This window comes from Priestia flexa (genome assembly GCF_021441905.1).
Classification (GTDB): domain Bacteria; phylum Bacillota; class Bacilli; order Bacillales; family Bacillaceae_H; genus Priestia; species Priestia flexa.
The window spans coordinates 3,158,692-3,170,886 of sequence record NZ_CP090431.1; the positions used below are offsets into that span (position 1 = coordinate 3,158,692).

The following is a 12,195-nucleotide window of genomic DNA, read 5'->3' on the forward strand; positions in this document are numbered from 1 at the left end:
ATAGTCTCTCCCTTCTTGTCTACGTATTACACTTCTTGCTCAACGCGGTGCTGCTTAACTGCGAATAAGCGGTTAATTGCGTTGATATAAGCCTTTGCCGATGACTCTAGTACATCAAATGCTACGCCTCTTCCGCTTACTTCCACACCGTCACTTTCTACTTTAACAAATACCTCTGCCAGCGCATCCGGTCCACCGTTAATGGACTGTAGGCGATAATCTAATAGCTTTACATCTTGTTCTAAACAACGTGCCAGCGTATTGTAAATTGCTTCAACGCTCCCTGATCCCGTCGCCGCTTCTTGAACAACGTCTCCATTCTTACGCTGAAGCGTGATTGTAGCAGTTGGAATATTATTAATACCATACTGTACTTGAAGTCCTTCTAGCTTGTATTCAACATCGTGATTAACCTGCTTGTGCACTACTAGTGCAAACAAGTCATCATCTGTGATGTCTTTCTTTTTATCTGCTAAGTCCTTAAATTTTTCAAATAGAACGTTCGCTTGCTCATCTTCTAGAACAAACCCTAGCTCTACTAAGCGTGTACGGAATGCATGTCTTCCAGAATGCTTCCCAAGCACAATCGGGTTTTGTTTCACCCCAACAAGTTCTGGGGAAATAATTTCGTATGTTAATGGGTTTTTTAAGACACCATCTTGGTGAATACCAGATTCGTGAGCAAAAGCATTTTTACCTACAATTGCTTTATTTGGTGCAATCGTCATGCCCGTTAGCTTGCTAATTAAATCGCTTGTTCGCTTAATTTCTGGTAAAACCAGGCCTGACTCCGCTTGATAGAAATCTTTGCGAATATTTAAGGCAAGTGCAACTTCTTCTAAAGCCGCATTTCCAGCACGCTCACCAATCCCGTTGATTGTCCCTTCAATTTGTGTTGCTCCTGCTTCAATTGCAGCAAGTGAATTCGCTACTGCTAAGCCTAAATCATCATGACAATGAGCAGACAATGACACTTTATCAATGTTTGAAACATTTTCTTTTAAATATTGAAACACAGATCCGTAGTGAGCCGGCGTTGTATAACCAACCGTATCCGGAATATTAACAACCTTAGCCCCTGCATCAATGACAGCTTCTACAATTTGTGCTAGAAACGGTAATTCGCTTCGGCATGCATCTTCAGCAGACCATTGAACAATCGGAAACTTTTTCGCTGCGTATTTCACCATTTCAACCGCTGTTTCTAGCACTTGCTCTGGTGTCTTTTTCAACTTATGCTCCAAGTGAATTGGAGAAGTAGCAATAAATACGTGCAGCCTTGGTTCAGCACTGTCTTTTAAGGCTTCCCAAGCGATGTCAATATCCTGTGTAACAGACCTTGCAAGGCCTGTTACAGAAGAATCTTTGACAGTCGACGCAATTTCCTTCACCGATTGAAAATCGCCTTTTGAAGAAGCTGGGAAACCTGCTTCGATTACATCAATTCCTAAACGCTCTAACTGTTTTGCAATCTCAAGCTTTTCTTGTAGGTTTAGATTAACTCCAGGTGATTGTTCCCCGTCTCGTAGCGTCGTGTCAAATAGGTTAATTTTTTGCACTAGCGACCACCGCTTCTTTCTTTTGTTTTTTTACAAATGGCATCATTTCACGTAGCTGCGCACCAACTTTTTCAATTAAATGCTCATTTTCGCTGTTATTGATTGCTGTAAACTCTGGACGATTTGCTTGGTTTTCTAGGATCCAGCCTTTAGCAAATTTACCTGTTTGGATGTCTTCAAGCACTTTTTTCATTTGTTCTTTTGAACGCTCATCTACAACGCGTGGCCCTGATACGAAGTCACCCCATTGAGCAGTATCAGAAATTGAATATCTCATTCCTGCTAATCCACCTTCATACATAAGGTCAACGATTAATTTTAATTCATGTAAACACTCGAAGTATGCAACTTCTGGCTGATAGCCTGCTTCTACAAGCGTTTCAAAACCTGCTTTTACTAATGATGTTAAGCCACCGCAAAGAACTGCTTGCTCACCGAATAAATCAGTCTCTGTTTCTTCTTTAAATGTTGTTTCTAATACACCAGCACGAGCTGATCCGATTGCTTTTGCGTATGCTAACGCAATTTCTTTTGCTTCACCAGTTACGTCTTGGAATACAGCAAATAGAGCTGGTACACCCGCACCTTCTTCATATGTTCTTCTCACAAGATGTCCTGGACCCTTCGGAGCTACTAAGAATACATCTACAAATTCAGGAGCAACGATTTGGTTGAAGTGAATGTTGAAACCATGTGCAAAAACTAATGATTTTCCTGGCTTTAATCCTGGTAAAATTTCTTCATTATATACTTTTGGTTGATGCTCATCTGGTAATAAGACCATCACAACTTCAGATTGTTGTACAGCTTCTTTCACTGAAAGAACTGTGAATCCATCCTGCTCAGCTTGCTCCCATGATTTACCTTTTCTTAAACCAACAACTACGTTTACTCCGCTATCGCGTAAGTTTTGTGCATGAGCGTGACCTTGTGAACCGTATCCTACGATTGCTACTGTTTTACCTTGTAAGAATTGATCCTTTGCGTCACCGTTATAATATACTTTTGTCATAATAAATCTCTCCTCTTTGTTTTTAATTTTTATAGGTTAATTTTTGGTTTATATCTTAGTTAAATAATTGATGACCACTTTGCAGCTACTTTTTGCGTTCCGCGCGGTACAGCTACGGTACCCGTTCGCGTTACTTCTTTCAGTCCGTATGGCTGAAGTAGATCAATCATCGCTTCGATTTTACTTGATTCACCTGTTACCTGGATGATTAAGCTATCTCGGCTAACATCAAGAATGGTTGCTCGAAATGGCTCAATAACTGCATACAGCTCATTTCGGCTCGCTGGTGTTGAAGCTACTTTCATTAAAGCAAGCTCGCGTGAAACAACGGCCTGTTCAGTAATGTCCTGAACTTTTAAGACATCAATTTGCTTGTTTAATTGCTTAATTACTTGTTCAGCAGCGCCATCGTCTTCCACGTTTACTACAAACGTCATGCGCGATACGTCTTCTGATTCGGTATGACCTACTGAAATACTTTCAATATTGAAATTTCTTTTGGTGAACAACCCTGTTACTCTATTTAATACGCCTGCTCTATTTAACACTGTTGCTGTTATAATCCGCTTCACGGTTTCACCCCCACCATTTCATGAAGTCCTTTTCCAGGAGCAACCATCGGATACACATTTTCTTTTGGTGCTACGAAGAAGTTCATTAACACTGGACCATCCGTCTCCATCGCTTCTTTTAATACAGCGTGTGCCTCTTCTTCAGTCGTTGCTTGAAGCCCTTTAATACCATAAGCTTCCGCTAGTTTCATAAAGTCTGGCTGATTCGGAATCAGTGAATGAGAATAACGCTCTTCATAGAAGATTTCTTGCCACTGACGAACCATTCCAAGAGAATGATTGTTTAATATAACCACTTTCACAGGTAGATTAAGCTCATGAATGACACCTAATTCTTGAAGCGTCATCTGGAAGCCACCATCTCCAACAACTGCTACAACTGTTTTATCTTTATTTGCCAGCTGTGCACCAATGGCAGAAGGTAAACCAAACCCCATTGTTCCCAAACCGCCCGAAGTTACCCATCGGTCTGGATTGTTGAACGTATAGTATTGAGCAACCCACATTTGATGCTGACCTACGTCTGTTGTCACTACGGCATCTCCATCCGTATATTGATGCAGTAGCTCAATCACTTTTTGAGGCTTTAACACTTCTGAAGAGTTCTCATACCATAAAGGATATTCTTGTTTCCACCCAGCTAATTTCTCATGCCATTTCGTATAATCTCCTGTTTCGCCATCTTGTAAAAGAAGCTGTGACAGCACTTCTTTTGCGTCTCCCACGATTGGGATTTTCGTTGGTACATTTTTACCGATTTCAGCGGGATCGATATCAATGTGCGCAATTTTAGCATTTGGTGCAAAGTGCTTTAAATTGCCTGTTACACGATCATCAAAGCGAGCTCCGATACTGATGAGAAGATCACTCTCATAAATCGCCATGTTTGCTGTGTACGTGCCGTGCATGCCGGCCATTCCTAAATGAAGCGGATGATCCGCCGGAAAACAGCCTAAGCCTAGCAGCGTGTTCACAACAGGAATGTTTTGCTTTTCTGCATAATTTTTTAATTCTTCTGAACCTTTACTTAACAATACACCCGCGCCTGCTAAAATAACTGGCTTTTTAGCAGCTGTTACCGCTTCGGCTAATTTCTTAACCTGCAGCTGGTTTGGCGTGTATGTAGGCTGATAGCCAGGTAAGTTAACCTCACCTTCATAGCTGAATTCGCCATCTCCTTGCGCCATGTCTTTTGGAATATCAATTAATACTGGACCAGGTCTTCCCGTTGTTGCAATGTGAAATGCTTCTTTAATGATTCTTGGCAAATCACTGACTTTACGTACTTGATAGCTGTGCTTGGTAATCGGCATTGTAATTCCCAATACGTCGGCTTCTTGGAACGCATCTGAACCAATTACACTTGACGCTACTTGCCCCGTAAATACAACTAAAGGAAGTGAGTCAATCATTGCATCTGCCAAACCAGTTACAATGTTTGTAGCACCAGGTCCACTTGTAGCAATGACAACACCAGGCTTACCAGAAATTCTCGCATACCCTTCGGCTGCGTGAATCCCACCCTGCTCATGACGAGCAAGTACATGAAACATTCCTGAGCCGTAAAGCTTATCATAAATTGGTAAGACAGCTCCTCCTGGGTAACCGAAAATGACGTCAACATTTTCTCTTCTTAGAGATTCAATCAACATGTCAGATCCATTCATTTGTTTCCCAATGCTTGCTGGCTCTTTTGTTTGCATATTGGCTCCCACTTTTTCTCATCCTTTCGTTTTCTTAATAAAAAGAAAAAAAGACTCTCCACCCCTGACAAAGACCCACTTTATTAAGATAGGTCAAGGGGCGAAAAGTCTTTTGTACTTTACGCGGTACCACCCTCATTTGTAGTCACGAAGACTACCTCATGAATGTATAAACATTCGTTTTGATAACGAGTGTGTTGGAATAACACTCGGCCACCCTTACTCAATTCAGGATGACACTCTGAGGTGAGTTCACTTTGATCTGGTAACGTCGGCTTCCAGCAACCCGACTCTCTGTTGATACCAAACTATCAAAATTACTTATCCTCTTCAACGTTTTAATTCATTATTTCATCTCTCTGTTATTCTCAGGTTTCCACTTTCAAATAACAGAGAAAACTAACGTTTTCAACTAATTAAAATTTTTAGAAAACTTATATTTGAGGACTATCTTACGCCCATTTTTATACATAGTCAACCGTTTTTTGAATATTTTTTAGATAATTTAGACTAAACAGAATTTTTGGATACGCTTTCATCGTTGAGGCTCTAAGGATGAGATGATTTTAAAAAAGTTTTTCTATCGAGTTCATTTGTACTTCTTAGGAGAACAAAACAAAAAGCCTACTTTTTATCTTAAGATAAAAAGTAGGCTTTTTGGACGTCCCAGGAGAGATTCGAACTCCCGACCGACGGCTTAGAAGGCCGTTGCTCTATCCTGCTGAGCTACTGGGACATATTACTAAATTGTTTCAAAGACATTTTTAATTATATTTAAATATAATTAAAAAGTCAATGTTTTTTTAAAAAATAAATGAGAAGAGAGGAGAAATTTTCTCTTCTCATTTATTTTATTTATTTTTTAAGCAAGCGTGCACGTCAGCTGCATGCTAGGAATATGCTCACCACTTATATCATAAAACTGAACGGTTGCTTCATTATCTTCAACCTCAAGTATAGCATACGTGCGCTCTTTTCTCATACGCGGCAGTAAAATACTTCCGGGATTAATAAACAATACGCCGTCCATTACTTCTGCTCCTGCAACGTGAGAGTGACCGAAGCATGCGACATTTGCCCCTACTTCCCTTGCCTTGTAGTGAAGATTCATCATTGACATTTTGACGTTATATAAATGACCGTGTGTTACCAAACATGTAGCTTCTCCCACTTTTTCAACGCGATCGTTGACATAGGATGCATCGTAATCACAATTTCCACGAACGCTTAAAAAGTTCGCCATTTCTTTACTATTTTGCAAAAGTTCTGAGTCACCACAGTGTATCATTTTATCTACATCTGCATGTCTCTCCTTAATTACGATTAACTCATCTTGTAATCCGTGGCTATCGCTTACAATCAATAGTTTCACACGTCATCACTCCTTTAAAATTGGGCATCAATCAGTGGTTCAAGCTTTTTTAGTGCGTTTGCTCGGTGGCTAATTGTGTTCTTTTCTTCTTTCGTCAATTCCGCCATTGCACGCTTCCACCGTTCGATATAGAAGATTGGATCATAGCCAAAGCCATTTTCTCCTCTTTTCTCTTCCAAGATATATCCTTCACACGTTCCGTCTACCGTAATCGTGTCTTTTCCTGGTACAGAAAGAGCCAGCGTACAATGAAACCTTGCCGTTCGTTCAGCAAACGGCACACCGCTCAACTTTTCTAGTACCTTCTCTATATTAGCATTATCATCCTTTTGTTCGCCAGCATATCGCGCTGAATACACGCCCGGTTCGCCATTTAACGCATCAATAGATAAACCAGAATCATCCGCTATAACGGCAGTATGTAATGTATGTGAGATTGCTTCAGCTTTTAAAATGGCGTTTTCAGCAAAAGTTGTTCCCGTTTCTTCAACATCAGCAATCTCAGGAAAATCTAGCAACGACTTAACTTCAATGCCTTTAGAAGAAAAAAGTGTTTTAAAATCTTTTACTTTCCCTGCATTCTTTGTTGCAATAATGACTTCTCGAACCATCTTAATCTCCTCCACATCTAATGTTAACAGCTTTGCTTAGAGCGATTGAAGCACTTGTTTTTGCGCTTCAATAAGATGCTTAATTCCGCTTTCCCCCAACGAAATTAATTCATTAAGCTCTTGTTTAGAAAACGTTGCTTCTTCACCTGTTCCCTGCAGCTCAACAAATTTACCTTGCCCTGTCATAATAATGTTCATATCAACTTCTGCAGTTGAGTCTTCTTCGTAATTCAAATCTAGAATCGCACCATGTTCACGGTGCATTCCAACAGACGTAGCGGCTAAATAATCTGTAATTGGCATTTCCTTCATTCTTTCTTCTTTAAGCAGCTTTTCAAAAGCAAGCGTCATTGCGACAAACGCTCCGGTAATGGATGCTGTACGCGTTCCCCCATCAGCTTGAATAACATCACAATCAATCCAGATTGTTTTTTCGCCAACTTTATCTAAATCTACAACCGCGCGGAGAGCACGCCCAATTAAACGCTGAATTTCCATTGTACGCCCCGTCACTTTTCCTTTAGTAGATTCACGGATATTTCGCTGTTGCGTTGCTCTCGGAAGCATAGAATATTCAGCTGTAATCCAACCTTTCCCTTGACCACGCATAAAAGGCGGTACTCGATCATCAATGCTTGCTGTACAAATTACTTTTGTATCTCCTACAGATATTAATACAGAACCTTCAGGATGCTTTAAGTAGTCCGTTTTAATCGTAACCGGACGCATTTCCTTTTGATTTCGACCATCATTGCGCATATATTCTCCTCCTTAAATATAATTTTTTATATGTATCATTTCGTATGAACGCTGTAAAGCACAACACCTTTCATTATATACCTATATCATTAACAAGCATACCTATCGAATAAGAAAAGAGGTCGCTTTTATAAGCGTACCTCTTCTTATGTTTATCATCAATATAGTGAAAAACCTTTTTAGAAACTTTTTGTATTCACATTTTTCGGTCGAGACACCGGTTCAGTTAATTTTTTCCCTTCTTCATTCGTTAACGTCTTCTTACCGTCTACTTTAATCGCAACGCTTTCAACACCTGTTTGCTCTGTCAATGAAAGGACAAGTGAATCTAGTACTTGTTGAGATACTTTGCTTCCTTTCAGATTACCAAAAATATTTTCATTGAACGTTAACGTTAGCTCACCGTCCGCGTATTTCGGCTTAGATACAAGCTGCGCATCTGGATTAAAGTCTGTAACAAGCCCTGAAGAAGCAGATGGGCCTTCCACTAATTCATTAACAATAGCTGTATACATATCGCTTTCATTCACCTTGATTCGTTTCGTAACAGGAACGTAGTACGTGTGCTTCCCGTTTTGAGCTAAATAATAAACCGTAGCCGGCTTTGTTTGAGTAATATTCACAACACCTGAATTATCAAAGTTAATACCATCCGCTCTGCTTAATCCTTTGCTAATCGGCGTGTTATTAACTGGCATTGTATCTTTATCATAGCCATTAATACGAAGCTTAACTTTTTCTACCCCGTCAAACTGAGTAAGTGTCCAGGTAATTGCTTGTAAAATACGAAGTTCATCTTCTTTTTTATAATTGGCAAACTCAGGTGAAAAATCAGCAATCATCGTTCCATCTTTTTCTAATTTCGTTCCTAACACGCGAGTATCCGCTGGCAACACCGCTCGGAAACCATCTGGCAAGAGATTTGAAACTTCTCCACCTTCAATTAAATACTCAAGCGATTGTTTCGCAACACCTTTTTCATTCGGCATAGTTAATGTTTGAGGCACAACGTAGCCGTTTTTATCAATCAAATAAACTTCTGTCTTATTTTCAGCTTTAGACTTTGCTGCTTCTTTCTTCTGATCGCTTCCTTCTTTTGCTACTTTACCTTCAGTTTCCAATGCTTTTTCATCTTTAACGTAGGTGACATCTTTTGGTGGATCAATTTCTGCCGTTTTTTCACCGCCAAACATCCCACATCCCGATAATAGTACCGATGTAGCTACCACTGCTGACACCATGATAAGATTTGTCTTTTTAGACATTTCTTCCCCTCCTCAGACGGTTTGTACTATTATGTATACGAGCCTTTTTTTATTTTAGACCGAAGGAATTTATTTTTTCATACGAAAGGAGCAGCGACCTCTCACTGCTCCTTTTGTGTAGATTATAAAACAATATGATTTACGTTATACACCGGATGCTCAAACCACTTCGATGCAATAGATTGAAAAAGTTCAACTGATCCTGTTGTGAAGAATTGATGCTCAGGTAATTCACCGCTTGATGCTAGTAAATTACTATAAGATAAGATAGCGCTCACCTCAATAGCTGTCTCTTCACCAGAGCTTATCAGCTGGACACCACTTCCAATTACCTGTTGAATAACGGGTCGTAACAGCGGGTAGTGAGTACATCCTAAAATCAACGTATCAATATCCGTGTTAGTCAACGGCTTTAGCGTTTCCTTTACAATCTGTAAAGCTTCGTCACTTTCATAATTACCGCTCTCGACTAACGGTACAAATAGTGGACAGGCTAGATTATCTACTTCTACTCGATTATGCAAAGCTTTAAGAGCATGTGTATACGCCTGACTCTTGACCGTACCGTTTGTCCCTATGACACCTATTTTGTGATTTTTCGTCACTTTAAGCGCTGCACGAGAACCAGGTTGAATGACTCCAAGTACAGGAATATCTAACTGCTGCTGAATCTCCTCAAGTACAACAGCCGTGGCTGTATTACAGGCAATGACGAGCATCTTTATATTACGCTCTACTAAATAGTTCGTCATCTCCCAAGTAAAAGCTTTCACTTCTTCACTGGGTCGGGGCCCGTATGGACAGCGAGCTGTGTCTCCGATATACATAATCTGTTCTTTCGGAAGCTGTCTCATAATCTCTTTCGCAACAGTTAATCCACCTACACCTGAATCAATAACACCTATTGGTCTACTCACAAAAATCGCCTCATTTTTCTTTCATTTCATCATGTAATCTCTTTAATTTACCTTGAAGATCTTTTATTTCCTCTTCTGAGAAGTCACTTAGTACACCTTCTAGATAACCTCTTCTTTTATAAATTACTTCTTCAATAATCCGCTCTCCTTCTGGAAGCAGATGGATACGAACAACTCGTCTATCTTTTGGATCTTTTACTCTCATCACCAATTTGTTCTTTTCCATACGATCTACTAAATCAGTTGTGGTACTGCAGGCTAAATAAATTCGATTAGACAAATCACCGATTGTCATATCTCCACGCTCAAACAACCACTGCAATGCAATAAATTGGGGCGGAGTAATCGAATACTGCCCTAAAATTTCTCTACCTTTTTGTTTAATGATTGCTTCAATATGTCGAAGCGACCTTTCCAACTCTGCTACCATGCTTTCATCTTGATCTCGCAATCATATACCACCTTTCTAACTTTCTAAGGAATTCACCTTATTTCTATTTTTATTTAAACGCATAGCGCCCTACGTATCTTCGTAACTATCATGTTTATTGTCCTCTTTTTCACGCTCTTTTTCAAGCTAGAACTTAAACAGCTGCCTAAAATCTAACCCTTCGTTTAGATAACTAAAAAAAGAAGCTCAGGAATTGAGCTTCTTTAAAAGAATAGATCTAAGATGAAATACGCAATTGCTGCTAACGTAGCGGAGATTGGCAACGTAATAACCCATGTAATTAACATACGCTGTGCCGTCCCCCATTTAACACCTTTAATACGATGAGCTGAACCAACACCAAGAATTGATGATGAAATAACATGCGTCGTACTAACTGGTAGGTGAATAAACGTCGCTCCAAAAATAATCGCAGCACCTGTTAAGTCTGCCGCTACACCGTTAACCGGACGAATTTTCATAATCTTACCACCAACTGTTTTGATGATTTTCCAACCACCAACTGATGTTCCAATTCCCATTGCTAATGCACAAGAGAGCTGTACCCACCACTGAATATCAGTTGAGCTCTGCATATTGTTTGCAATTAAGGCCATTGTAATAATCCCCATCGCCTTTTGAGCATCGTTCGTTCCGTGAGTGTAAGATTGTAATGCCGCTGTTAAGATTTGAACATGACGAAACTGCTTGTTAGTCTTAGATAAATTACTATTATGTTTAAAGACTAGCTTTATGATGGTATATACAATATAACCAACAACAAAAGCAAGGATTGGTGAGATGATAAGAGCTTGAATAATTTTGATAAAACCGCCATAGTTTAATGCACCAAATCCCGCTGCTGCAATGGCAGCTCCCGCAATTGCACCGATGATAGCATGTGACGAACTACTTGGTATTCCGTAATACCACGTAATTAAATTCCATGCAATCGCAGCGATTAACGCAGCTAGTATTACAACTGATCCATTTTGAAGTGTAAATGGATCAACGATATCTTTTGTAATTGTTTTTGCAACTCCTGTAAAAGTCATTGCTCCTATAAAATTCATTGTTGCCGCCATAATAATTGCATGTCTAGGCTTTAACGCTTTGGTTGAAACAGACGTAGCAATTGCATTTGCTGTATCATGAAAGCCATTGATAAAATCAAAGGCAAGCGCTCCAACGACAACAAGGATAGTTAAAAGTAACAGTGAATCCAATTTTATTGCCCCTTTACGCGTTCTTCATGATAACTGTCTCTAAATTATTAGCAACAGTTTGACAGTAATCTGCCACCTCTTCTAATATTTCATAAATTTCTTTATACTGGATTACTTGAATTGGATCTTTACATGTAGAAAATAATTGCTTCAACGCTCTTCTATATAAAATATCGCATTGTGACTCATATTCTTTAATTTTAATTGCATGTGCACTAATTTGAGATAATTTCTTTTCAGATAAAAGATTAATTGTTACTAAAATTTCAGCTGTACAACTTTGAATATTCTTCACAAATTCTTTTACATACTCATCAAATTTTGCAATTGAGTAAATTTCCAGCATAGCTGCAAAGTTATCAATACCGTCTAATACGTCATCTAGACTCATCGCTAATTGTAAAATATCCTCACGTTCAATCGGTGTGATAAATGCTTTATTCAGTTCTGTAATTACTGTATGAACATATTGGTCACCTTTTGATTCGTATGCTTTTAATACATTAGCGAATTCTTTTAAATCTGATACATTGTTTAATTCAAAGTTGCCTAAAAAGTCAGCTGATTCTTTTAGGTTTTGAGCAATATCAAGCAACATTTCAGAAAATTTGTCTTTTTTCCTTTTAATCACGGTAAAGCCTCCATCCAATTTATTAACCTTTATAAGGACTCGTTATGTATTTTTTCAGTCCCTATTTTAATTAAGCTTTCATCGTAGATTATATCTCTTTACATCGTTCGACAAAAACTTAGCTTTTTCACTGAATTT

The 12,195-nt window shown here is 39.1% G+C and carries 12 protein-coding genes, 1 tRNA gene and 1 other annotated feature; all 13 genes read right to left on the minus strand.

The features are described 5' to 3' along the window. Positions 1-26: 26 nt before the first annotated feature. The gene (locus LZP85_RS16265) at positions 27-1,559 is read right to left on the minus strand and encodes a 2-isopropylmalate synthase (RefSeq protein WP_025908568.1); all 1,533 of its coding nucleotides are present in this window, start codon (positions 1,557-1,559) and stop codon (positions 27-29) included. Further along, positions 1,546-2,571, minus strand: a complete 1,026-nt coding sequence (gene ilvC, locus LZP85_RS16270; RefSeq protein ID WP_025908569.1) for a ketol-acid reductoisomerase — start codon at positions 2,569-2,571, stop codon at positions 1,546-1,548. Before ilvC ends, LZP85_RS16265 begins: the two co-directional genes overlap by 14 nt. A 59-nt stretch (positions 2,572-2,630) precedes the next feature. Next, a complete protein-coding gene (gene ilvN / locus LZP85_RS16275) occupies positions 2,631-3,143 on the minus strand; it encodes an acetolactate synthase small subunit (RefSeq protein WP_025908570.1) in 513 nt (170 codons plus the stop codon). Continuing rightward, positions 3,140-4,846 carry an acetolactate synthase large subunit gene (gene ilvB / locus LZP85_RS16280; protein ID WP_119543291.1) on the minus strand — a complete coding sequence of 569 codons (1,707 nt, stop codon included), beginning with the start codon at positions 4,844-4,846 and terminating at the stop codon, positions 3,140-3,142. Before ilvB ends, ilvN begins: the two co-directional genes overlap by 4 nt. 93 nt (positions 4,847-4,939) lie before the next feature. Continuing rightward, positions 4,940-5,189, minus strand: a binding site (T-box leader). 319 nt (positions 5,190-5,508) lie between these two features. Beyond that, positions 5,509-5,582: transfer RNA gene (locus tag LZP85_RS16285), tRNA-Arg, on the minus strand. Between the two features lie 126 nt (positions 5,583-5,708). Then, a complete protein-coding gene (locus LZP85_RS16290; protein WP_061785003.1) occupies positions 5,709-6,218 on the minus strand; it encodes a metallophosphoesterase family protein in 510 nt (169 codons plus the stop codon). A gap of 14 nt (positions 6,219-6,232) precedes the next feature. After that, positions 6,233-6,829: an XTP/dITP diphosphatase gene (locus LZP85_RS16295; RefSeq protein ID WP_061785002.1), complete on the minus strand. Its 597-nt coding sequence runs from the start codon at positions 6,827-6,829 to the stop codon at positions 6,233-6,235. A gap of 36 nt (positions 6,830-6,865) precedes the next feature. After that, positions 6,866-7,588, minus strand: a complete 723-nt coding sequence (rph, locus tag LZP85_RS16300; protein WP_062954416.1) for a ribonuclease PH — start codon at positions 7,586-7,588, stop codon at positions 6,866-6,868. 179 nt (positions 7,589-7,767) lie between these two features. Then, positions 7,768-8,853 carry a GerMN domain-containing protein gene (locus tag LZP85_RS16305; protein WP_119543218.1) on the minus strand — a complete coding sequence of 362 codons (1,086 nt, stop codon included), beginning with the start codon at positions 8,851-8,853 and terminating at the stop codon, positions 7,768-7,770. A gap of 122 nt (positions 8,854-8,975) precedes the next feature. Continuing rightward, positions 8,976-9,770: a glutamate racemase gene (racE, locus tag LZP85_RS16310; protein ID WP_119543219.1), complete on the minus strand. Its 795-nt coding sequence runs from the start codon at positions 9,768-9,770 to the stop codon at positions 8,976-8,978. 10 nt (positions 9,771-9,780) lie between these two features. Further along, complete coding sequence (locus LZP85_RS16315) at positions 9,781-10,200, minus strand: MarR family winged helix-turn-helix transcriptional regulator (RefSeq protein WP_035319955.1); 420 nt, start codon at positions 10,198-10,200, stop codon at positions 9,781-9,783. Positions 10,201-10,424: 224 nt separating this feature from the next. After that, the gene (locus LZP85_RS16320; protein WP_025907857.1) at positions 10,425-11,426 is read right to left on the minus strand and encodes an inorganic phosphate transporter; all 1,002 of its coding nucleotides are present in this window, start codon (positions 11,424-11,426) and stop codon (positions 10,425-10,427) included. 13 nt (positions 11,427-11,439) lie between these two features. After that, complete coding sequence (locus LZP85_RS16325) at positions 11,440-12,057, minus strand: DUF47 domain-containing protein (RefSeq protein WP_119543220.1); 618 nt, start codon at positions 12,055-12,057, stop codon at positions 11,440-11,442. Positions 12,058-12,195: the final 138 nt, after the last annotated feature.

Excerpts from the sequence above, each read along its gene's own strand:
- ilvB (WP_119543291.1), bottom strand. The coding sequence starts at position 4,846 with ATGCAAACAAAAGAGCCAGCAAGCATTGGGAAACAAATGAATGGATCT.
- LZP85_RS16315 (WP_035319955.1), bottom strand. The coding sequence starts at position 10,200 with ATGGTAGCAGAGTTGGAAAGGTCGCTTCGACATATTGAAGCAATCATT.
- LZP85_RS16295 (WP_061785002.1), bottom strand. The coding sequence starts at position 6,829 with ATGGTTCGAGAAGTCATTATTGCAACAAAGAATGCAGGGAAAGTAAAA.
- rph (WP_062954416.1), bottom strand. The coding sequence starts at position 7,588 with ATGCGCAATGATGGTCGAAATCAAAAGGAAATGCGTCCGGTTACGATT.
- LZP85_RS16305 (WP_119543218.1), bottom strand. The coding sequence starts at position 8,853 with ATGTCTAAAAAGACAAATCTTATCATGGTGTCAGCAGTGGTAGCTACA.
- ilvC (WP_025908569.1), bottom strand. The coding sequence starts at position 2,571 with ATGACAAAAGTATATTATAACGGTGACGCAAAGGATCAATTCTTACAA.